The sequence below is a fragment of the Micromonospora sp. NPDC049230 genome (assembly GCF_040647875.1).
Taxonomy (GTDB): Bacteria; Actinomycetota; Actinomycetes; order Mycobacteriales; family Micromonosporaceae; genus Micromonospora.
Window position 1 is genome coordinate 16,877 of sequence record NZ_JBEZCZ010000045.1, and the last position, 20,604, is coordinate 37,480.

Here is a 20,604-nt window from a genome sequence, read left to right on the forward strand (position 1 = left end):
TCGATCACGCCCCGAAGCCGCAGGGGTCTACTGGCTTGCGCGTTCGGCGGCGCGTACGGCGTTGCGGAACAGCATCGCCACAGTGGTCGGACCGACTCCGCCGACCCGGGGCGTGATGGCGCCGGCGACCTCGGCGCACGCCTCGTCGACATCCGGCAGGAGGCGCCGCCCCTCGTAGCGGACGCCGGCGCCGATGACGACCGCGCCGGGCTTGACGTGCTCGGGCCGCACGATCCCGGGTACGCCGGCGGCGGCGACGAGGATGTCGGCGCGACGGGTGTAGCGGGCCCAGTCCGGCACGCCCGTGTGGACGACGGTGACCGCGGCGTTGGCGGTCGGGCGTTTCTGGGCGAGCAACATCGCCAGGGGGCGGCCGAGGGTGGCGCCCCGGCCGAGGATGACGACCTCATGGCCGGCGACGGGGATCTCGTAGTACGCCAGGAGGGCTTCGATGCCGGCCGGGGTACACGGCAGTGGGCCGGGCAGGCCGACGGCGAGACGTCCCATGTTCAGCGGATGCATGCCGTCGACGTCCTTGTCCGGGTCGATGGTGAGCAGCGCCGCGTCGTAGTCCAGATGACCTGGCACGGGGTACTGCACGAGCAACCCGTGTACGGCCGGATCGGTGTTGAACCGGGCAACGGCCTGGTGCAGCTCGGCCTGGGTGGCGGTGGCGGGCAGATGCACGTGCGGGGAGGCGAACCCGAGCGCGGCGGCCTGCCGCTGCTTGATGGCGATGTATCCGGCGCTGGCGTCGTCGTCGCCGACGAGGATGGTGGCGAGGCTGGGTGTGATCCCGCGCTCGCGCAGGCGGGCGGCTGCGGCGGCGGTCTCGGCCAGGACGGCTTCGGCGACGGGTGCCCCCGGCAGCAGCCGGGCCGGGCCGGACGGGGCGTGGTGTCGCGCGGACTGACTGGTCGTGGTCATGACGGGTCCTCGACGCAGGCGCCCAGGCGGTCGACGCCCGCGAGAGGCTCCCCGATGGTTGCACCATCCCCGTGCCGCCAGTCGCCGGTGCTTCGATAATGCCCCATCACCAGGGCGGCTGCCCAGTTGGACCGGCAGCGCCGGGCAGTCGGCGATGCGCTCCACGGGCTCAGTCAGTCGGCAGGAGTGGGCGCATGAACGTTCGCTCGTACCGTACGACACAACCCGAGATGTCGCGGATGCTGTCAGCCGCGACGAATTCCGGGTCATTGCCGAACCGTGCGCGGTAACGCTCGTAGGCTGCCAGGCTCTCGAAGCTGAACAGCGCCTCAGCCTTGTCGCTGGCGCCCTCGGCGGGCAGGAAGTATCCGTGGTGTACGCCACCGTGCTTGGCCACCAGCCGCATCCACTCTCGGGCGAAGTCCTCGAACGCTTCGATCTGCGCGGGATCGATGGTGTAGTGCACGACGCAGGTGATCATGACGTCACCATACGGGCCGGTGCTCCGCCGCATGGTCAACTCGGGTTCGCAGTGATCAGGTGATGAAAAGTAGGCGCCAGGGCCGTGTCTGACCTACTTCTCATCACCTGATCAAGGGCGTGTGCGATGTCGAAGCTCAGGGCTGGCTGCGACGATGAGGGCATGACGACGACCGCTGGGGCGTACGCCGAGTTCGGCAGCCGCGAGGCGCGTGGGGTGTCGTCCACGTACGAGCGTCTGGCGCAGGCCGTCGCGCAAGACGATGCCCTGCTCGCCCTGCTCGACGGGCTCCCGCCGGCCAAGCGGCAGCCGAATCTGCTGTTCGGCGTCGTGCGCTGGCTCGGCGGCCCGGTCGACGACCCGGCCACCTTCCACGACTACGTGGTGACGCACTGGCCCGCCGTCGAGGCGGAGCTGCGCACCCGGGCCACCCAGACGAACGAGGCGGGCCGGTGCGCGGTCCTGCTGCCGCTGCTCGCCGCGCTGCCGCAGCCGCTCGCCCTGTTGGAGGTCGGTGCGTCGGCCGGGCTCTGCCTCTACCCCGACCGGTACGCGTACCGCTACGGCGACCATCGGGTGGGCTCGGGTGAGCCGGTCCTGGAGTGCGCGGCAAACGGGTTGGTGCCGCCGGTCCGCGTACCCCGGGTGGTCTGGCGGGCTGGTCTGGACCTCAACCCGCTCGACGTGACCGACCCCGGCGACGTGTCCTGGTTGGATGCCCTGATCTGGCCGGAGCACGCGCACCGGCGGGCCCGGTTGCGGGCCGCGGCGGCGGTCGCGGCGGCCGACCCTCCGCTGCTGGTCCGCGGCGATCTGGTGGACGATCTGCCGGCGTTGGCCGCCCGCGCGCCGGCCGACGCGACGCTCGTGGTCTTCCATACCTCGGTGCTCTACCAGGTGCCGTCGCCGCGTCGGGACGCGTTCGTCCGGCTGGTTCGTCAGTTGCCGGGGCACTGGATCGCGAACGAGGCGCCGGAGGTGCTCCGGTACGACGTGTTGCCCGAGCCGCCGAACGACGCGCTGCACAACGTCCTCGCGCTCGACGGGAAGCCGCTGGCCTGGGCCAGGGGCCACGGCCAGGCGATGACCTGGTTCGGCTGAAACCGCCCAGCCGGCCCAGCCGCCCCAACCCGCCCCCGGCCGGCTCAGCCAACCGGTTCGGGCCCGCGGGCGTGCAGGGCCCGGATGAACCAGTCCACCGCCGGCGCTGTCGCATCGCCTGCCGACCAGCCGTTGAGCACCGCCACCAGGTCGAGGTAGCGGTCCCGGCGGGGATCGTTGGCCGGCTCCAGCCGGTCGAGCAACCGCCGACGCAGGTCGGCGTTGTCGGGGTGACAGTGCAGGCTCGTGTACCGGCTGGTGACTGCCGCGACCACCGGATCGGCGGCCGGGCTGCTCGGGTCGAGGCCATCCGCGAGGGCGGGAGCCACCGCGTCCCGGACCACCGCGACGGCGTCCGGGCGGGGCAGCCCCGGTACGTCGTGGTCGGCGGCGTGTTGCCGCGCCAGCCGCCGCATCAGTGCCCGGAAGTCCGGGTCCCGGCACACCTCGGCCAGCTCCAACCACGCCTCGACCTGCTCGGTGGTGGGGTCGTCGGGAAGCTCCGGTGTCATCGAGACGAGCACACCCGGGTACGCGGGCTGGTCGCCGAGGCCGGCGAAGACGCCGGACAGGAAGTCGGCCACCAGTTGCCCCCGTTCGCGTGTGCTGAGCTGGGCCAACCGGTGTAGCTCGTCGACCTCGGCCGGGGTCGACCCGCGCCGCGCCGCGACGGTGAGCACCGCCTGGCGCAGTCGCAGCACCCGGATCTGCACCGCCAACGCCTCGGCGTGCGCGGCGGCCACCTCGGACAGGGGCACCTCACGGTCCACCACCCGACGGATGGCGGCCAGGTCCACGCCCAGGTCACGCAGCGTCCGGACCAGCTCCAGCCGGGCAACCGCCGCGGCGTCGAAGAGGCGGTAGCCGGTCGGGCTCCGGTCCGTCGGTGGCACGAGCCCGCTGTCGGCGTAGTACCGGATGGTCTTGACGCTCAGGCCGGTGTGCCGGGCCAACTCGCCGATCGTGTACCGCTCCGCACCACTCATGCCCCCACCCTCGCGTCTCCCCCCGCTGGAGACTCAAGCGACAGACGTCAACGAGCCCGCTCGTGGCGGAGCAGGACCACACCGTTGCCGAAGGTGCGGCTCTCCGCAAGCCGCAGCCCGGTCGGGGCGTCCGCCTCGGGAAAGAGCCGGCGACCCCGACCGAGCAGCACCGGGTGGACGTAGATCCGGTACTCGTCGACCTGGTGCCAACCGATGTCGCCACCCGGGCCCTCGAAGAACCCGTCCAACGACACGCTCATGTGCACAACGATCTTTCGCATCGCGTCTCCTCCGTGCTCGTCACAGCGATCGATCCCGAGCATCGTCGGGCCCTACGACGAAAACAGCATGGGTTCGGTCGTGTGAGTCGCCGTCGTAGACTGCTGCGGGTGACGCGGAAGGCCTGCTGCTGGTGACCGGGGAGCGACGACCCCTGGCGGATCGGCCGCTGACCGAGCCGCACCCGTCCCGGCTGTCGCCAGCGCACCCCGACCGGGCCGGGATCCTCGCCGCGCACGCCGCCGCGCTGGCCGCCGACGAGGCCGGCTACCTCGACCCGGCGAGCGGATTGTTCGTGCTCAGCGCCGGTTTCCTGGCCAAGCGCGGCACCTGCTGCGGGCGCGGCTGCCGGCACTGTCCGTACGTGGACGATCCACAGTCGGAATAGGCGTCAGCGGGGGCTTTCGCCCGACACCGACACCCCGTACGGTGTCCGACGGACATCCGGCGGGCGCCTTCCGCCGTCGGTCGGCGAGAGGGTGGAGCGTGCGCGGGCGGATCGTGGTCGGAGGGCTGGCGGGGCTGCTGGTGAGCGGCTGCGCCGCCGAGGCCGAGCCGGTGGCGGTGCCGCCGCCGGTGCCGATCACGGTGGAGGTGGCGGCGGCCTCCTCGGGCGGCGCCTGCCGGCTGCTGGACTTCGCGGTGATCGATCAGGTGGTGAAGACGCGCTTCGACGTGGCGGCGGCCAGCGAACAGGGCGACACGCACACGTGTGTGCTCCGGGCGGGGGATGCGGCGTTGCCGGAGCTGACGCTGAGTGTGTCCGAGACCACTATCGACAAGGCCACCTTCGCCGCGGACGTGGTGCCGGACAAGGCGACGAAGGTCACCGGGCTGGGGCAGCAGGCGTACCGGCGGACCACCGCCGCGGCCAGCGGGCACGGGCCGGTGGCCGAAGTGGGTTGGCTGGCCACCGACGGGCGACTGGCCACGGTGAGCTGGACCGGCGCGCGGGGCAGCGAACGCGCGGCGGCGGAGAAGCTGACCGGTGACCTGGCCGCCCTTGCCAAGAAGGTGGACACCCGGGCGCTGTGACGCGCCCGGGCGGCCGGTTTGGTCAGTTGGCGGCGACGAAGACCCGGGAGGCGACCTCGCGGGGCAGCCGCACCCGGTCGCCCGACCTGTCGATCGACACCCCGTCGCGCTCCTGGGCCACGGTCACCGTGGCGCCCGGGTCGACACCTGCGGCGTGCAGTTGGCGCAGCACGTTGGCGTCCTTCTGCACGCTCTCGCAGATCCGGCGGACCACTACCGGCCCGGAGAGGCCGGGGAAGGCCAGGTTGCGCTCACCCTCGGTGGCCTCGGTGGCCTCCTCGGCCGGCGAGCCCAGCTCCTGTAGACCCGGGATCGGGTTGCCGTACGGGGAGCGGGTCGGCCGGTTGAGCAGGTCGTACACCCGCTTCTCGACCGCGTCGCTCATCACGTGCTCCCAGCGGCAGGCCTCCTCGTGGGCCTCCTCGTAGGGCATGCCGATGACGTTGACCAGCAGCAGCTCGGCGAGGCGGTGCTTGCGCATCACCGACACGGCACTGCCGCGACCCTGTGTGGTGAGTGTCAGGTGCCGGTCGCCCTCGACGGTGAGCAGGCCGTCGCGTTCCATCCGGGCGACGGTCTGGCTCACTGTCGGGCCGCTCTGCTGTAGCCGTTCGGCGATCCGGGCACGCAGCGGCGGCACCCCTTCCTCTTCCAACTCGAGGATGGTGCGCAGGTACATTTCGGTCGTGTCGACCAGGTCGTGAGACTTCATAACGTCAGCGGTCCTCCGGTGCACGATGCTACCTCGGCGAAGGACCAGCGACCGCCGCCGAGCCGTGAGCTGTCGGCACGAATGGTGTTGGATGGTCGCCATGTCCGGTACCCAGGAGCTGTTGGTCGAGGTCGATCGGCTCGCCGACGAGCTCGACCACGCCGATCCGCCCACCCTCCTCGACGTCCGCTGGCGGCTCGTCGGCCCGCCCGGTCGCGACGACTACCTCGCCGGCCACCTGCCCGGCGCGGTCTTCGTCGACCTGGACACCGCGCTCTGTGGGCCGCCGGGAGCCGGCGGTCGACACCCCCTTCCCGACCCGGGGGCCCTGCGGGCCGCGCTGCGGGCCGCCGGTGTCCGCGCTGGTCACCCCGTGGTGGTGTACGACGGCGGCGACGGCCTGGCCGCGGCGCGGGCCTGGTGGACGCTGCGGTGGGCGGGGCACCGTCCGGTGCGCCTGCTGCACGGTGGCTACCCGGCCTGGGTCGCCGCCGACCGGCCCGTCTCCACCGACGCGCCCACCCCGACTCCCGGCGACGTCGAGGTACGTCCCGGTGATCTTCCGGTGCTCGACGCGGGGCAGGCTGCCGAGTTGGCCGCCGCGGACGACGCCGTGCTGCTCGACGTGCGGGCGGCACCCCGCTACCGGGGCGAGGTCGAGCCGATCGACCCGGTCGCCGGACACGTACCGGGAGCGGCGAACCTGCCCTCCGGCGAGTACGTCGGTCCGGACGGGCGATTCCTGGCCGCCGACGCGCTGAGCGAGCGGTTCGCCGCCGCCGGCGTGACCGGCGCGCGGACCGTCGGGGCGTACTGCGGCTCCGGGGTGACCGCCGCGCAGGCGGTGCTCGCGCTGCACCTGGCGGGCCGCACGGACGCCGCGCTCTACGTCGGTTCGTGGAGCAACTGGGTGGCCGACCCGACGCGTCCGATCGCCTCCGGGCCGACATCTGGGCGCTGACCAGCGCGTGCGGTGGGTCGGCGACGGTCCTCGTGCGACGATGGGCGCATGTCCGACGACACGGTGGTGGTGTGGGACGAGTCGCTGCTCGCCTACGACATGGGTGACCATCCGCTCGACCCGGTCCGGGTGGAGCTGACCGTCGCGCTGGCCCGCGAGCTGGGCGTCCTGGATCGGCCCGGGGTGCGGATGGTCAAGCCGGAGCCCGCCGACGACGCCCTGCTCACCCGGGTGCACCACCCGGCCTACCTGGCCGCGGTGCGGGCCGCGCCCCGCGATCCGCTCTTCGCCGGGTACGGGCTGGGCACGTCCGACAACCCGATCTTCGACGGGATGCACGAGGCCAGCGCGCTGATCACCGGTGCGACGGTGGCCGCCGCCGAGGCGGTCTGGCGTGGCGACGCCCGGCGGGCGGTGAACGTGGCCGGTGGCCTGCACCACGCGATGCCCGCCCGTGCCGCCGGCTTCTGTGTCTACAACGACCCGGCGGTGGCCATCGCCCGCCTGCTCGACCTGGGCGCGGAACGGATCGCGTACGTGGACATCGACGTGCACCACGGCGACGGCGTCCAGGAGGTCTTCTGGGACGACCCCCGGGTGCTCACGATCAGCCTGCACGAGACTCCGCTCGCCCTCTTCCCGTACACCGGCTTTCCGGACGAGACGGGTGGGCCGGGCGCGCAGGGCAGCGTGGTCAACATGCCGCTGCCGCCGGGTGTCGACGACACCGGTTGGCAGCGGGCGTTCCACGCGATCGTGCCGTCGGTGCTGCGCGCGTTCCGGCCACAGGTGCTCGTCACCCAGTGCGGCGCCGACGGGCACCGCCTGGACCCGCTCGCCGATCTCAACCTGAGTGTGGACGGGCAGCGGGCCACCTACCTGGCCATGCGGGCACTCGCCGACGAGTTGTGCGACGGCCGCTGGGTGGCCACCGGCGGCGGCGGGTACGCGCTTGTCGAGGTGGTGCCGCGGGCCTGGAGTCACCTGCTCGCCGTGGCCACCGGTGACCCGATCGACCCGGCCACGCTCACCCCGCCGGGCTGGCGGGACCTGGTCGTCTCCCGCCGTCTGGGCCGGGAGGTGCCGCTGCGGATGACCGACGACGCGGACCCGTCGTACGAGCCGTGGCAGCCGACCGGCGAGCCGACCGCCGTGGACCGGGCGATCACGGCGACCCGCAAGGCGGTCTTCCCGCTGCTCGGGCTCGACCCGCACGATCCGCGGGACTGAGCCGGGCCGTCCCGGTGAAGAGCGTGGACCAGCCGGTGGACGTGCTGCTCAGCGACGGCAGCACCGTCCAGTTGCGACAGATCGAGCCGAGCGACGCGCCGGGCATCGTGGCGATGCACAGCCGGTTCTCCGAGCGCACCCGCTACCTTCGGTACTTCTCCCCGTACCCGCGCATCCCGGAACGGGACCTGATCCGTTTCGTCACCGTCGACCACCACGACCGGGAGGCGTTCGTGGTGCTGGCCGCCGATCGGATCGTCGCGGTCGGCCGCTACGAGCGGCTCGGCCCGCAGGCGCCGGACGCCGAGGTGGCCTTCGTGGTGGAGGACGCCTACCAGGGCCGGGGCATTGGTTCGGTGCTGATGGAGCACCTGGCCGACACCGCCCGCCGCAACGACATCATGAGCTTCGTCGCCGAGGTGCTTCCGGCCAACGGGACGATGCTGCGGGTCTTCGCCGACTTCGGTTACCAGGTCCAACGCGAGTACGCCGACGGCGTGGTGCACCTGAGCTTCCCGATCGCCCCCACCGAGGCCACGCTTGAGGTGCAGCGCGGCCGGGAGCACCGCACCGAGGCCCGTTCGATCGCCCGGCTGCTCGCGCCACGCGGCATCGTCGTCTACGGTGCCAGCGGCACCGGCCAGGGCGTCGGCGCGGCGGTGCTCGGGCACCTGCGCGACGGCGGTTTCACCGGCGCGGTGGTGCCGGTGCATCCGAGCGCGTCGACAGTGGCGGGCCTGCCCGCGTACCCGTCGGCTGTCGACGCCGGGACGCCACTGGACCTGGCGGTGGTGGCGGTCCCCCCGGAGGCGGCGACCGCGGTGGTCGCCGACGCCGCGGCCGCCGGGGTGCACGCTCTGGTGGTCATCTCGGCCGGCTTCGCCGAGGCCGGCGCCGAGGGCGCGGCCACGCAGCGGGCGCTGGTCCGCGCGGCGCACGCCGCCGGCATGCGGGTCGTCGGCCCGAACTGTCTGGGCGTGGCCAACACCGACCCGACGGTACGCCTCAACGCCACCCTCGCCCCGGCCCTGCCGCCGGCCGGCCGGGTCGGCATCTTCAGCCAGTCCGGTGCGTTCGGGCTGGCGCTGCTCGCCGAGGCGGACCGGCGTGGCCTCGGCCTGTCCAGTTTCGTCTCGGCCGGTAACCGGGCCGACGTCTCCGGCAACGACCTCCTGCAATATTGGCAGGACGACCCGGGCACCGACGTGATCATGTTGTACCTGGAGACGTTCGGTAACCCGCGCAAGTTCGCCCGGCTGGCCCGGCGGATCGGCCGCGCCAAACCCGTCGTCGCGCTCGCCTCGCCGGCCCGCCCGGTCGGGGTGGGTGACAACGCCGGTCCGGACGAGGTGGCGGTCGCGGCGCTCTTCGCCCAGTCCGGGGTGATCCGGGTGGACACCGTGCCGGAGTTGCTCGACGTGGGTGTGCTGCTGGCCAACCAGCCCTTGCCGGCCGGTGGTCGGGTCGGTGTGGTGGGCAACTCGTCGGCCCTGACCGGCCTGGCCGCCACCGCCTGCGTGGGGCAGGGCCTCACCGTGGCCGAGGGCTATCCCCGCGACGTCGGGCCGAGCACCGGTGCCGCCGAGTTCGCCGCCGCTCTCGAACAGACGGCCGGCGACGAGCGGGTGGACGCCCTGGTGGTGGTCTTCGCCCCGCCGCTTCCTGGCCAGCTGACCGAGGTGGACGCCGACGTGACAGCCGCACTTCCGGCGGCCCTGGCGCTGGGCAAGCCGACTGTGGCGACGTTCCTGGTCGGGCGGCTGCCGCCGGGGGTGCCCGCGTACGGCGGGGTGGAGGAGGCGGTCCGGGCCCTCGCCCGGGTGCACCGGTACGCGCAGTGGCTCCGCCGCCCGCCCGGGGTCGCGCCCGAGCTGCCGGGCGTCGACCGGGTCGCCGCGTCTGCCGCGTTCCGCACCGACGCCACCGACGCGGGGGCGCTGCTGGCCGCGTACGGGATCGACGTGGTGGCGTCGGTGCCCGTCGACTCGGTCGACGCGGCGGTCGACGCGGCGGCACTGCTGGGTTACCCGGTGGCACTCAAGGCGGCCGCCCCGGGGCTGCGGCACCGCCTCGACCTCGGCGCGGTCCGGCTCGACCTGCCCGACGAGCCGACCCTCCGTCGGGCGTACACCGAGGTGGCGGCGGCCTTCGGCGCGGACGCGCTGGTCCAGCCGATGGTCGCGCCCGGGGTGGCGTGTGTGGTGGAGCTTGTGGAAGATCCGGCGTTCGGGCCGGTCGTCGGCTTCGGTCTCGGCGGGGTCGCCACCGAGCTGCTCGGCGACCGGGCCTGGCGGGCGGTGCCGCTGACCGACACCGACGCCGCCGAGCTTGTCGACGAGCCCCGGGCCGCGCCGCTGCTGCGCGGGCATCGGGGTGCCGCGCCGGTCGACCGGAAGGCCCTGGCCGACCTGGTGCTGCGGGTGGGTCAGCTCGCCGACGAACAGCCGCGCGTGCGGTCGTTGACCCTCAACCCGGTGCTCGCCCGCCCGGACGGCATCGCGGTCCTGCACGCCCAGGTCCAGGTGGGCGGTGTGGCCGCCCGCCCGGACACCGGCCCCCGGCGGCTGTGACAGCGCCCGCTCAGGCGCGGCTGGAGATCTGCTGGACACCCCAGGCGTTGCCGTCCGGGTCGGCGAAGAAGACGAAACCGACGTTGTCCAGTGGGTCCGGCACCGGCCGCGGGTTCTGTCCCACCACCTGGATCTCACTGACCTCCACACCCCGCTCGACCAGCTCGGCGTGGGCCCGCTTCAGGTCGGGCACCACCAGTTGCAGGCCTCGGAGCGAGCCCGGCGGCATCTCCGGGACGACGCCCTTGCCGATCACGATCGAGCAACCGGAGCCGGGCGGGGTCAGCTGCACGATCCGCGCGTCGTCGCTGATCACCGTGTCGTGATCGACGGTGAAGCCGAGCTGGTCGGCGTAGAACTTCTTCGCCCGCTCCACATCGGAGACCGGAACGATCACCACTTCCAGGGTCCAGTTCACTGTTGCTCTCCTCGTGTCGTCGTTGGGGAACGCAGCAGGTCGGCGAGCCGGGCGAAGCTCTGCCCGACCCCCCCGGGTCATCGGGTAGCGCAGCACGGTGTCCCGCCCCTGGGCGGTGGCGTAGCGCAGCGTGGTGGTGACAGTCGTCCGCCCGGCCAGTTCGGTGAACTCGTGGCTGACCAGCGTCTCGCCCGGGTAGGACTGGTCCTCGAAGCGCTCGGTGCCGACCAGCCGGCGCGGTGGCTCGATGTGCCGGTAGACCCCAGCCTGGACCATCCGGGCGCCCTGCGGGCCCTGCGACACGAACCGCCACCGGCCGCCGATCCGCAGGTCGACGTCGCACTCCACAAGGCTCCAGCCGCGCGCGCCGTACCACCGGGCCAGCAGTTCGGGTTGGGTGAAGGCGGCGAACACCAGCGGTGCCGGCGCCTCGAACAGCCGACTCAACACGATCTCCCGGTCGCCCGGGGTGTAAACGACGAGCGGGTCGTCGGCGCCGCTCACCCGCGCGACCCGTCCGGTCGGGAGTCTCGGCGGTCGGCGTCGGTCTGGTCGACAGCCCGGAGTTCGTCGAGCAGCGCGTCGAGGCGCTGATAGCTCTCCGCCCAGTAGTCGCGGTAGTCGGCGAGCCAGGCCGTCGCCTCCCGCAGCGGGCGGGCCTCCAACCGGCAGGGTCGGCGTTGGGCGTCCCGCCCCCGGCTGACGAGGCCGGCGCGTTCCAGCACCTTGAGGTGCTTGGAGATGGCCGGCTGGCTCATCGCGAATGGTTCTGCCAGCTCCGTCACCGTCGCCTCCCCGGCTGCGAGCCGGGCGAGGATGGCCCGCCGGGTCGGATCGGCCAGCGCCGCGAAGGTCGCGTCCAGCAGCTCGGTGCCCACCACGTATAACCTCCTGGTTTTATAACCACATGGTTCTATCGTGGAGGGGGGTCACCGTCAAGCACCCGGGCAGCAGGAAAGGCCCCGGCGAACCGCCAGGGCCTTCCACGAGCGTGGGCGTCAGCAGGCGTACGCCTCCAGGCGCTGCGCGCGTTCCGGGGCGCGCAGCTTCAGCAGCGTCACCTTCTCGATCTGCCGGATCCGCTCCCGGGACAGGCCGAACTCCCGCCCGACCTCGTCCAGGGTGCGCTGCCGGCCGTCGTCCAGACCGAACCGGAGCCGGATGACCGCCTGCTCCCGCTGGGACAGGGTGGCCAGCACGATGCTGACCTCGTTGCGCAGCTCGCCCTGGGCGGCGGCGTCACCCGGCTCGGTACGCGGGTCCACCGAGGCCACGAAGTCGCCGAGCGCGCTCTCGCCGTCGTCGCCGACGGCCTGGTCCAGGCTGACCGGCTCCCGGTCGTACGAGATCAGCTCGATGACCTGGATCTCGGGGATCTCCAGAGCGCGGGCGACCTCGGCGACCGTCGGCTCGCGGCCCAGCGTCACCGCCAACTCCCGGCGGGCCCGCACCATCCGGTTGACCTGCTCCACCATGTGCACCGGGATGCGGATGGTGCGGGCCTGGTCGGCCATCGCGCGGGTGATCGCCTGCCGGATCCACCAGGTGGCGTACGTGGAGAACTTGTAACCCTTGGCGTAGTCGAACTTCTCCACAGCGCGGATCAGACCGAGGTTGCCCTCCTGGATCAGGTCGAGGAACGCCATGCCGCGACCGGTGTAGCGCTTGGCGATGCTGACCACCAGCCGCAGGTTCGCCTCCAACAGATGGTCCTTGGCCGCCCGGCCCTCCGCGACGACGAGTTCCAGGTCGGCCCGCAACTCCTCGGAAACCGGGGTGCAGGTGGCCAGCTTCTCGTCCGCGAACAGTCCGGCCTCGATCCGCCGGGCCAGGTCGACCTCCTGCGCGGCGGTCAGCAGCTTCGTCCGGCCGATCCCGTTGAGATACGCCCGGACCAGGTCGGTCGAGATGCCACGCTCGTCGGTGGCGTCCAGGTCGGCGAGGACCTCGGAGGTCCCGTCGGTGTCGGTCGTGGTGGCAAGGCGTGCCCGGTGTTCCGTCATCTGCAGGACCATCTCTGTCTCCCCGTTTCCACGTCTGTGCCGTGCCGCCGGCCCAGTGGTGCCGGTGTGAGACACAGCTTGGCGGGCAGGGCGTAAAACGGGAGTGAGGCGATCGGGCACCCGACAGGAATTGGACCGGATCGTTGGCGTGGAGTGTCGTCCCCCTGTGGGGTTGCCCGCCACAGCTACCTTTCCGACGGTCGGCCACCTCGGGTCGACGAGGACGAAAAGATGGAGGACGGTGTGGTCTTCAAGCGGCTCATGAAGGCGATGGGGGTCGGCGGCCCGTCGGTCGAGACGGTGCTGGCCAACCCGAACTGCCGCCCGGGCGGGCAGTTGGAGGGCCGCATCCAGGTGCTCGGCGGTGACCACCAGGTCGACATCGACCACGTGACCCTCGGCCTGGTCACCCGGGTCGAGGTCGAGAGCGGCGACAGCGACCACGAGACCACCCAGGAGTTCCGCCGCCAGCGGATCACCGGCGCGTTCCGGCTGGAGTCGGGGCAGCGCCACGACATCCCGTTCCGCTTCGACGTGCCGTGGGAGACACCCATCACCGACCTGTACGGGCAGCACCTGCACGGCATGACGATGGGTCTGCGTACGGAGTTGGAGGTCGCCCGCGCCGTCGACAAGGGCGACCTGGACGCGGTGTCGGTGCACCCGCTGCCCGCGCAGGAGCGACTGCTCGACGCGCTGCTGCGACTGGGTTTCCGCTTCGCACGCGCCGATGTGGAGCGCGGTCACATCTACGGCGTACGGCAGACGTTGCCGTTCTATCAGGAGATCGAGTTCGCTCCGGCCCCGCAGTACGCCCGCTCGATCAACCAGTTGGAGGTCACCTTCATCGCCGACGCCCAGCAGATGCAGGTCGTGCTGGAGGTCGACAAGCGCGGTGGCGTCTTCAGCGAGGGCCGGGACGCCTTCGGCCGGTTCACCGTCGACCACGCCACCGCCGACCGCACCGACTGGACCGCCGAACTAGACAACTGGCTCCGCCAGTCCCTAACCCGCCGAGGCCTCTTCTCCTAACCCCCAACCCACCCACCCCGATCCCACCCCCACCCCACCCCCCGTCGAGCCCGTTGATCATGAGGTTATTGCCACGACACGCCGAGGCGGCGAGCAATAACCTCATGATCAGCAGGGTGGGGGCGGGGGGCCGGGGGAGGGGGTTGGGGTTGGGGTTGGGTTAGAGGTCTAGGAGGATTGTGCGGGGGCCGATGTTGGTGCTTTCTACGAGCATGTGGGTGCGGAAGCGGCCCGTCTCGACCTTGGCGCCTCGTTGGCGCAGGGCGTCGACCACCTCGGTGACAAGTGGTTCGGCGACCTCGGCGGGGGCGGCGGCGGTCCAGCTCGGACGTCGGCCCTTGCGCGCGTCGCCGTAGAGGGTGAACTGACTGACTACCAGGATCGGCGCGCCGGTGTCGGCGGCGGACCGGTCGTCGTCCAGGACGCGCAGCTCGTGCACCTTGCGGGCCATGGTCTGAGCGGTCTGCGCCGTGTCGGTGTGGGTCACCCCGAGCAGCACCAGCAGGCCGTTCTCGATCGCGCCGACCACCTCGCCGTCGACTGTCACGCTGGCCCGACCCACGGTCTGCACCACCGCGCGCATCAGCAACCCGCCGCAGAGCCGGCATCCGCCGCGCGGCTGGCAGCCGGCGTGTAACCGGCAGCCGGCGCGGAATCGGCCCGCGTCACTCGGTCACCGCCTCGATGAAGCCGCGTTCCACCAGGTGCGCCACGATCGGGCCGGCGGCCTCGGCCATCTCGTCGGGCTCGACGTCGTGGGCCGCGGCGAGCAGGGCGAGTTGGTCGCGTAGCGGCAGCCGGCCGTCGGCGCCACCGACAAGCGCCAACACCAGCGGGTCGATCTCCTCGGTCCAGCGCAGGCCGTGCGGCATCGCGAGAACCTGCCGGTCCACCGCCCAGCCCTCGTCCCCCATGGTGGCCTCCTGGCGCAGTTGGAGGCCGTCGGCGGCCCGGTAGCGCTCGGCGAGCAACCCGTCGGTGTCGCGTACCCCCAGGAAGTCCTGGCGGTCGAACCAGGCGACGATCTGGTCGCCCAGTGGCGGTTGCACCCGCTGCCGCAGGTCCTCCACGCGGACCACCGGGTCGGCGTGGCCGCCGCGGCGCAGCGACACGATGCCGAAGCCGATCCCCTCCACCTTGTGCGCGTCGAACCAGTCCAGCCAGGCCGCCATCCGCTGCGGGTCGGCGGTTTCGCCGACGTCGGTGAGCCACAGGTCGACGTACGCCATCGGGTCGGCCACCTCGCGCTGGATCACCCAGGCGTCCAGCCCGGTCCCGGCGAACCAGCCGGCCACCCGCTCGTCCCACTCCTCGCCGGCGACGTGCACCCAGTTCGCCAGGTACTGCATGGTGCCGCCCTCGGTGAGCAGCCCGGGGGCGGCGGCGGCCAACTCGGCGCCGATCGCGTCACCGACCCGGCCGGAGTCGCGGTAGACGTGCGTGGTGGTGCCGGGGCCGACCACGAACGGCGGGTTGCTCACCACCAGGTCGAAGCGTCGGCCGGCCACCGGGGCGACCAGGTCGCCGCGCAGCAGCTCCCAGTCCTGGCCGTTGAGGGCGGCGGTGGTCGCCGCGAAGCGCAGCGCCCGCTCGGACAGGTCGGTGGCGGTCACCGAGCGGGCGTGCGTGGCCAGGTGCAGGGCCTGGACGCCGGAGCCGGTGCCCAGGTCAAGTGCGGTGTCGACGGGCCGGCGCATGGTCGCGCCGATCAGGGTCTGGGTGGCCCCACCGACGCCGAGGACGTGCTCGGCGTGCAGCGGTCGCCCCGGCCGAGCGCTGGCCGACACGTCGGCGAGCACCCACCAGTCGTCGCCGTACGGCTCCAGGTCGATGCCGGCGCGCAGGCCACTGCCGTACCGCTCGACCAGCCCACCGGCCAGTGCCTCCTCCAGGCCCAGCGGCGCCAGCGCGGCGGCCACCGCCGCCTCCGACTCGGTCTGGTCGCAGATGAACACCCGGATCAGGGTGCCCAGCGGGTCGCCGTCCTCGGTGGCGCGCAGCGCCGCCCGGTAGTCGTTGCGGGCGACCGCGGCGGTCGCCTGGGCGCCCAGCCGCTCGGCGACGCCACGGCTGGTGAACCCGGTCCGGGTCAGCGCGGCCCGCAGCGCGTCGACACCGGCGGGGGAGAGCAGCATGTCGTGTTCGTCCACTCCGACATCCTGCCTGCCGCCGTGCGACGAGCCGTCACCACCCGCGAGATTCGACCCCGGCAGCCGGCAGCCGCACCTCCGTGCCGGTCGGGAGCGAACCCGTGCCGGTCGGGAACAGGTCCGTGCCGGTCGGGGGCGAGGGCACGCCGGGCACCGCCACGACCAGGGCCGGCGGTACGACTGTCGCCAGCCCTCGACGCGCGGCCAACCGGTCGACGACCAGGGCGTACGCCGACAGGACCACGATGTCGACCAGGACGAGCTGCCACGGGGAGTCGGCCATCGTCTCGTCGGCGGCGAGCTCGCCGAACGCCGCCGCGAGGGTGAAGCCGGTCAGGTTGTTCACCACGTGCAGCGCGATCGCGGCCTCGAGCCCGCCGGTGCGGATCGTCAGCCAGCCCATGAGCGCTCCCATGAAGGCCAGGTCCAGGAAGCCCCAGACAGTGCCCCAGCCGTGCGCGGCGGCGAAGAGCACCGCCTGGAGGGTGATCGCGGGCCAGGGTGTGCGCAGGTACGCGCCGACGGCCTGCAACAGCCAGCCGCGGAAGGCGTACTCCTCGGCAGCCGCCTGGAACGGCACCAGCAGCAGAACCATCAGCAGGCCGGCGGCGAACTCCGGCCAACCCACCCAGGTGGTCACCGGATCGAGGACCGAGCCCTCGTCGGTCAGCCCGAGCAGGAGGTCCGCGCCGAACAGCATGACGATGATCAGCGGGGTGGCGATCAGCAGGCAACGGCCGAGCCAGCCCCACCGAAGCCGGCCGAGCACCGAGGAGACCGTGCCGGCGGGTCGGTCCTGCACGAGCCAGGCGGTGCCGAGCACCAGTGGGAGCAGCAGCGCCAGCGAGGCGAGCAGCAGCGCGGTGTCCGGAATCGGGCCGAAGGTGGGGAACCCGTCGGCGTCGTTCGGGCGGTTGGTGAGCTCGCCCACGACGGCGGCGACGCCGAAGAGCAGGCTGACGACCACCAGTGCCGACACGAGCAGCGCGAGGGTGCCGACGATGGGTTTCCACGAGCGGTGCCGGTCGGTGCGGCCGAGCCGGTGGTACGGGGATCCGGGCGGGGCGGTCCGAAGCATGACGTCGAGCGTGGCAGACCGGCGCCACCTCTCCGCACCGAACGGAGCGTCGGTGTCCGCCCACCTCGGTGCACCAGGCAGGATGTCCACATGACGCTCGTGCTGCCGATCGATCCGGAGGCCAACCGGCTGCTGGAGCGCAGCCCACTGGCCCTGCTGCTCGGCATGGTCCTGGACCAACAGATCCCGATGGAGAAGGCGTTCTCCTCGCCGTACGTGCTGGTGCGGCGGCTCGGCCACGACCTGGACGCGGCGGAGTTGGCCGGGTACGACCCGGAGGCCCTTGTCGCGCTCTTCGCCCAGCCGCCCGCGCTGCACCGGTTCCCGAAGGCGATGGCGGCCCGGGTGCAGGAGGTCTGCCGGGTGCTTGTGGAGCGCTACGACGGTGACGCGGCGCTGCTGTGGTCAGCCGTCGCCGACGGGCCGGAGCTGCTGCGTCGGGTCGCCGAGCTGCCCGGTTTCGGCAGGCAGAAGGCGCAGATCTTCGTGGCCCTGCTCGGTAAGCGCTTCGGGGTGACCCCGCAGGACTGGCGGAAGGCGGCCGGAGACTACGGCGACCCGGGCGCGTACCGGTCGGTGGCTGACGTCACCGACGCCGATTCGCTGAGCCGGGTGCGGGAGTTCAAGCAGCAGATGAAGGCGGCGGCCAAGGCCGCGCGGGGCTGACGCTCAGGCGGCGGTCGGGTGTGCCAGCGAGGCCAGCGCGCGTCGGACGTCGGCGAGCGACACCGTCGCGGAGTCGTCCAGGTCGGCCAGGCCGGCCTCGATCCACTGGCGCATCAGCGTGGTGACACCGATGCCCCGGGCGTCGGCGGCCGCCCGCACCCGCTCGTAGGTCTCCAACGGCAGCCGGACTGATCGGCTCACCATCGGCACGTCGGTGTCGGGGGTGGGCAGATCCACCGCCGGGCTCTCGTCGATCAACTCGGCGATCCGGTCGTCGCCGCTGTGGAACTGCTTGGTCGCGTCGTTACGGTGCATCGTCACGGCCTCCTCATCGGCGATCTCTCCGCACGGCCTCGTCGTAGCGCTTGGACTCGACGTCGCTCAATTCGCGGGCGGAGAGGATGTCCCAGTCGTTGTCGGTGCCATCGGCCTCGGCGAGCAGCACCGCCAGTCGGCGACCCCGACGGGCGGCGGCGTAGACCACCATGACGTCGTCGCCCAGGTGGCGGATGACCCGGCGGGCGCTGTGCAGCGCCTCCCAGACTTCCCCGGGCGTGACGTCGTAGACCCTCAGGTTGGCCAACGCCTCGTCGGTGAAGCTGAACCTGCTGCCCACGTCGGGGAGCGTACCACGCACGTAACACGCATCGCGCTGGGTCGAATTTCGCTGATCAAGTCCCTGCGGTGACAGGATGAGGCGTATCCCTTCGAGGAGGTCCATGGTGAAGCGTCAGGCGTACCAGCCGATTCTGATCACCGACGCCTCGCGCAGCCAGGATGACCAGCTCAACAGTCGCCAGCGCCGTTATGTCCTGATGATGGGCATCCGGGTGTTGTGCATCATCGTCGGCGCGATCCTGGTCGGTGCGAACGCCCCACTGCTCTGGCTCTGGCTGCCGCTCTGCGGCCTCGGCATGGTGCTCATTCCCTGGCTGGCCGTGCTGCTGGCCAACGACCGGCCGCCGAAGGAAGAGCACCGGCTGGCCAACCGGTTCCACCCCCGCCAACAGGACGACACCCCGCCGATGAGCCTCACCGCCGAGGAACGCACCCACAAGGTCATCGACGTCGAGCCCTGACCCGCAGAGCAGGTCAGGGCTCGACCGCTCACAGCCGAGGCCGCGCGCCGCCGTTCACGGTCGAGGCCGCGCGCCGATGGTGGAGACGGCCAGCGCCCCCAGGTCGGTGGCGCGGTTCAGCGCCACGGTCGGGGTGGCACCGGCGAGCCAGGCGGTCAGCAGGCCGGCTGCGAAGGCATCGCCCGCCCCCGTGACGTCCGCCACCGCCACCCGCCGGGCCGGAGCCACCCAGACCGCCGCGCCGCGGTCGACCCAGACCGCGCCGGCCGCGCCGCGCTTGACAACGACCCGCCGCGCCGTCGCCGACAACGCCCGCCCCTGCGCCGCCGGGTCCAGCCCGCCGGCCAGCACCGTGGCCTCGTCCGCGTTGACCAGCAGCAGGTCGACATCGCGTACCCAACTCAGGAACGCCGCCGCACCGACGCGCCGCAACGGCGCCGCGGAGGCCGCGTCGACGCTCGTGGTGAGCCCGCGCTCGCGGGCGGCGGCCAACGCCCGCAGCCCGGCGTCGCGCGACTCGGCGTCCAACAGGGTGTACGCGGACAGGTGCAGATGCCCCGCGTCGGGCACCGCGGCGAGGGCCCGCTCGACGTGCGCGGCGCTCAGCCGCAGGTTCGCGCCCCGCTGGCTGACCATGGTGCGCTCGCCGTCGGTGGCCAGCACGATGACCGTGCCGGTCGGCGCGTCCTCGACCCGCTCGACCGCGCAGTCGACACCCGCCCGCCCCAGCTCGGCCACCCGGTCCCGCCCCGCGTCGTCGGCACCGACGGCGCCGACGAGCGTGACGTCCACCCGCTGCGCGGCGACCCAGGCCGCGGTGTTGGCGGCCTGACCCCCGCCGCCGATACTGACCTCGGCCGCCGTGTCCGAGCCCACCGCGAGCGGCCCGGACAGCACGGCGACCACGTCGGTGATCACGTCCCCGACGACGACCACCCGCGCCGGTCGGGTCATACCGTGGCGGCGGTGTCGCGGGCCGCGGCGGCGACCGCGATCCGCGCGGCCAGGTCGGCGTTGCGCAGGATGATCCGGACGTTGACGGCGAGGCTCGCGCCCTCGGTGGCCGAGTGGAAGTGCGCCAACAGGTACGGGGTGACGGCCTTCCCGGTGATCCCGTCGCGTTCCAGCAGGGCCAGACCGTCGGCGAGCGTCCGGTCGTGCAGCTCCGGGTCGAGCTGCTCGTCGACCGGCAGCGGATTGGCGACGAGCAGCCCGCCGGTGTGCAGCGCGTGCGCGTCCCGGGCGGCGAGCACGGCGGCGACCTGCTCCGGCGAGTCCACCGACCAGTCCAGGTCGAAGCCGGCGTCGGTCAGGTAGAAGCCGGGGAACCGGCGGGTGCGGTAGCCGAGGACGGCGACCCCGAGGGTCTCCAGGCGCTCCAGCGTCGCACCCACGTCGAGGATCGACTTGACCCCCGCGCAGACCACCGCGATCGGGGTCTGGGCCAGGGTGACCAGGTCGGCCGACTCGTCGAAGGTGTGCGCGGCCTCCCGGTGCACCCCACCCAGCCCACCGGTGGCGAACACCCCGATCCCGGCCGCGGCGGCCACCGCACTCGTGGCGGCAACTGTGGTGGCGCCGTCCACACCTGTGGCCGCCGCCACCGCGAGGTCGCGGACGGAGAGCTTGGTCACTCCGTCGACGGTGGCGAGCCGGGTCAGCTGTGCGTCGTCCAGGCCGACCACCAACTCGCCGCCGATCATGCCGATCGTCGCGGGAACGGCCCCGGCGTCCCGGACCGCCCGCTCGATCTCTCTGGCCACCCGCAGGTTCTCCGGTCGGGGAAGGCCGTGCGAGACGATGGTGCTCTCCAGTGCGACGACGGGTCGGCCGTCGCGCAGGGCTTCGGCGACCTCGGTGCCGTAGCTGAGGTGAAAATCAGTCACCCGGGCACCG

General features: G+C 72.6%; 24 protein-coding genes and 1 pseudogene. 9 read left to right on the forward strand and 16 right to left on the reverse strand.

The window, feature by feature from the left end:
• Window positions 1–27: 27 nt before the first annotated feature.
• Window positions 28–927, reverse strand: a complete 900-nt coding sequence (locus AB0A95_RS28760) for a bifunctional 5,10-methylenetetrahydrofolate dehydrogenase/5,10-methenyltetrahydrofolate cyclohydrolase (RefSeq protein ID WP_357558871.1) — start codon at window positions 925–927, stop codon at window positions 28–30.
• 169 nt (window positions 928–1,096) lie between these two features.
• The gene (locus AB0A95_RS28765) at window positions 1,097–1,408 is read right to left on the reverse strand and encodes an NIPSNAP family protein (RefSeq protein WP_357558872.1); all 312 of its coding nucleotides are present in this window, start codon (window positions 1,406–1,408) and stop codon (window positions 1,097–1,099) included.
• Window positions 1,409–1,570: 162 nt separating this feature from the next.
• On the opposite strand from AB0A95_RS28765, the gene AB0A95_RS28770 reads away from it, so the two are divergent.
• Window positions 1,571–2,509: a DUF2332 family protein gene (locus AB0A95_RS28770; RefSeq protein ID WP_357558873.1), complete on the forward strand. Its 939-nt coding sequence runs from the start codon at window positions 1,571–1,573 to the stop codon at window positions 2,507–2,509.
• A 44-nt stretch (window positions 2,510–2,553) separates the two neighbouring features.
• Here the strand turns inward: AB0A95_RS28770 and AB0A95_RS28775 are convergent, their stop codons facing one another.
• Window positions 2,554–3,495, reverse strand: coding sequence for a MerR family transcriptional regulator (locus tag AB0A95_RS28775; RefSeq protein ID WP_357558874.1), 942 nt, complete (start codon window positions 3,493–3,495; stop codon window positions 2,554–2,556).
• Between the two features lie 47 nt (window positions 3,496–3,542).
• On the reverse strand, window positions 3,543–3,776 hold the full coding sequence (locus tag AB0A95_RS28780; RefSeq protein ID WP_357558875.1) for a dihydrofolate reductase family protein: 234 nt from the start codon (window positions 3,774–3,776) through the stop codon (window positions 3,543–3,545).
• 131 nt (window positions 3,777–3,907) lie between these two features.
• On the opposite strand from AB0A95_RS28780, the gene AB0A95_RS28785 reads away from it, so the two are divergent.
• Together AB0A95_RS28785 and AB0A95_RS28790 are read left to right on the forward strand one after the other, a co-directional pair.
• Entirely contained in the window at window positions 3,908–4,162 is a 255-nt protein-coding gene (locus AB0A95_RS28785; RefSeq protein WP_357558876.1) for a DUF5522 domain-containing protein, read from the forward strand.
• A 98-nt stretch (window positions 4,163–4,260) separates the two neighbouring features.
• Window positions 4,261–4,809: a hypothetical protein gene (locus AB0A95_RS28790; RefSeq protein WP_357558877.1), complete on the forward strand. Its 549-nt coding sequence runs from the start codon at window positions 4,261–4,263 to the stop codon at window positions 4,807–4,809.
• 22 nt (window positions 4,810–4,831) lie between these two features.
• Here the strand turns inward: AB0A95_RS28790 and AB0A95_RS28795 are convergent, their stop codons facing one another.
• Window positions 4,832–5,521, reverse strand: coding sequence for a metal-dependent transcriptional regulator (locus AB0A95_RS28795; protein WP_357558878.1), 690 nt, complete (start codon window positions 5,519–5,521; stop codon window positions 4,832–4,834).
• 100 nt (window positions 5,522–5,621) lie between these two features.
• On the opposite strand from AB0A95_RS28795, the gene AB0A95_RS28800 reads away from it, so the two are divergent.
• The 3 genes from AB0A95_RS28800 to AB0A95_RS28810 are packed head-to-tail and all read left to right on the forward strand — an operon-like array spanning window position 5,622 to window position 10,282.
• The gene (locus tag AB0A95_RS28800; protein WP_357558879.1) at window positions 5,622–6,482 is read left to right on the forward strand and encodes a sulfurtransferase; all 861 of its coding nucleotides are present in this window, start codon (window positions 5,622–5,624) and stop codon (window positions 6,480–6,482) included.
• Between the two features lie 48 nt (window positions 6,483–6,530).
• Window positions 6,531–7,712 (forward strand): acetoin utilization protein AcuC, encoded by a 1,182-nt coding sequence (locus AB0A95_RS28805; RefSeq protein ID WP_357558880.1) that lies wholly within the window; start codon window positions 6,531–6,533, stop codon window positions 7,710–7,712.
• Between the two features lie 14 nt (window positions 7,713–7,726).
• Window positions 7,727–10,282, forward strand: coding sequence for a GNAT family N-acetyltransferase (locus AB0A95_RS28810; RefSeq protein ID WP_357558881.1), 2,556 nt, complete (start codon window positions 7,727–7,729; stop codon window positions 10,280–10,282).
• 10 nt (window positions 10,283–10,292) lie between these two features.
• Here the strand turns inward: AB0A95_RS28810 and AB0A95_RS28815 are convergent, their stop codons facing one another.
• The 4 genes and pseudogenes from AB0A95_RS28815 to sigB all read right to left on the reverse strand — a co-directional run bounded on the left by AB0A95_RS28815 (window position 10,293) and on the right by sigB (window position 12,715).
• Window positions 10,293–10,700: a VOC family protein gene (locus AB0A95_RS28815; RefSeq protein ID WP_357558882.1), complete on the reverse strand. Its 408-nt coding sequence runs from the start codon at window positions 10,698–10,700 to the stop codon at window positions 10,293–10,295.
• A pseudogene (locus AB0A95_RS28820) lies at window positions 10,697–11,204 on the reverse strand (SRPBCC family protein). The gene AB0A95_RS28815 and the pseudogene AB0A95_RS28820 overlap by 4 nt, the downstream one beginning before the upstream one ends.
• The gene (locus AB0A95_RS28825; protein WP_357558902.1) at window positions 11,201–11,578 is read right to left on the reverse strand and encodes a metalloregulator ArsR/SmtB family transcription factor; all 378 of its coding nucleotides are present in this window, start codon (window positions 11,576–11,578) and stop codon (window positions 11,201–11,203) included. The pseudogene AB0A95_RS28820 and the gene AB0A95_RS28825 overlap by 4 nt, the downstream one beginning before the upstream one ends.
• Window positions 11,579–11,698: 120 nt before the next feature.
• Window positions 11,699–12,715: an RNA polymerase sigma factor SigB gene (gene sigB, locus AB0A95_RS28830; protein ID WP_357558883.1), complete on the reverse strand. Its 1,017-nt coding sequence runs from the start codon at window positions 12,713–12,715 to the stop codon at window positions 11,699–11,701.
• A gap of 231 nt (window positions 12,716–12,946) precedes the next feature.
• Here sigB and AB0A95_RS28835 point away from each other — a divergent pair, with 231 nt between their 5' ends.
• Window positions 12,947–13,735: a sporulation protein gene (locus tag AB0A95_RS28835; protein WP_357558903.1), complete on the forward strand. Its 789-nt coding sequence runs from the start codon at window positions 12,947–12,949 to the stop codon at window positions 13,733–13,735.
• Between the two features lie 160 nt (window positions 13,736–13,895).
• Here AB0A95_RS28835 and dtd read toward each other — a convergent pair whose 3' ends face one another.
• From dtd to AB0A95_RS28850, 3 genes are all read right to left on the reverse strand, one after another.
• Entirely contained in the window at window positions 13,896–14,318 is a 423-nt protein-coding gene (dtd, locus tag AB0A95_RS28840; protein ID WP_357558884.1) for a D-aminoacyl-tRNA deacylase, read from the reverse strand.
• Window positions 14,319–14,400: 82 nt separating this feature from the next.
• Window positions 14,401–15,885 carry a methyltransferase gene (locus tag AB0A95_RS28845; protein WP_357558885.1) on the reverse strand — a complete coding sequence of 495 codons (1,485 nt, stop codon included), beginning with the start codon at window positions 15,883–15,885 and terminating at the stop codon, window positions 14,401–14,403.
• Between the two features lie 34 nt (window positions 15,886–15,919).
• Window positions 15,920–16,963 carry a CPBP family intramembrane glutamic endopeptidase gene (locus AB0A95_RS28850; protein WP_357558886.1) on the reverse strand — a complete coding sequence of 348 codons (1,044 nt, stop codon included), beginning with the start codon at window positions 16,961–16,963 and terminating at the stop codon, window positions 15,920–15,922.
• A gap of 90 nt (window positions 16,964–17,053) precedes the next feature.
• On the opposite strand from AB0A95_RS28850, the gene AB0A95_RS28855 reads away from it, so the two are divergent.
• The gene (locus AB0A95_RS28855; RefSeq protein WP_357558887.1) at window positions 17,054–17,629 is read left to right on the forward strand and encodes an HhH-GPD-type base excision DNA repair protein; all 576 of its coding nucleotides are present in this window, start codon (window positions 17,054–17,056) and stop codon (window positions 17,627–17,629) included.
• 3 nt (window positions 17,630–17,632) lie between these two features.
• On the opposite strand, the gene AB0A95_RS28860 is transcribed toward AB0A95_RS28855, so the two are convergent.
• Together AB0A95_RS28860 and AB0A95_RS28865 are read right to left on the reverse strand one after the other, a co-directional pair.
• The gene (locus tag AB0A95_RS28860; protein ID WP_074318058.1) at window positions 17,633–17,944 is read right to left on the reverse strand and encodes a hypothetical protein; all 312 of its coding nucleotides are present in this window, start codon (window positions 17,942–17,944) and stop codon (window positions 17,633–17,635) included.
• A 13-nt stretch (window positions 17,945–17,957) separates the two neighbouring features.
• Complete coding sequence (locus AB0A95_RS28865; RefSeq protein ID WP_124771959.1) at window positions 17,958–18,245, reverse strand: hypothetical protein; 288 nt, start codon at window positions 18,243–18,245, stop codon at window positions 17,958–17,960.
• A 103-nt stretch (window positions 18,246–18,348) separates the two neighbouring features.
• Between AB0A95_RS28865 and AB0A95_RS28870 the strand changes: the two genes are divergently transcribed.
• Window positions 18,349–18,708, forward strand: coding sequence for a DUF3099 domain-containing protein (locus tag AB0A95_RS28870; protein WP_357070318.1), 360 nt, complete (start codon window positions 18,349–18,351; stop codon window positions 18,706–18,708).
• Window positions 18,709–18,762: 54 nt separating this feature from the next.
• On the opposite strand, the gene AB0A95_RS28875 is transcribed toward AB0A95_RS28870, so the two are convergent.
• Complete coding sequence (locus tag AB0A95_RS28875; protein WP_357558888.1) at window positions 18,763–19,662, reverse strand: PfkB family carbohydrate kinase; 900 nt, start codon at window positions 19,660–19,662, stop codon at window positions 18,763–18,765.
• Entirely contained in the window at window positions 19,659–20,594 is a 936-nt protein-coding gene (locus AB0A95_RS28880) for a pseudouridine-5'-phosphate glycosidase (protein ID WP_357558889.1), read from the reverse strand. Before AB0A95_RS28880 ends, AB0A95_RS28875 begins: the two co-directional genes overlap by 4 nt.
• Window positions 20,595–20,604: the final 10 nt, after the last annotated feature.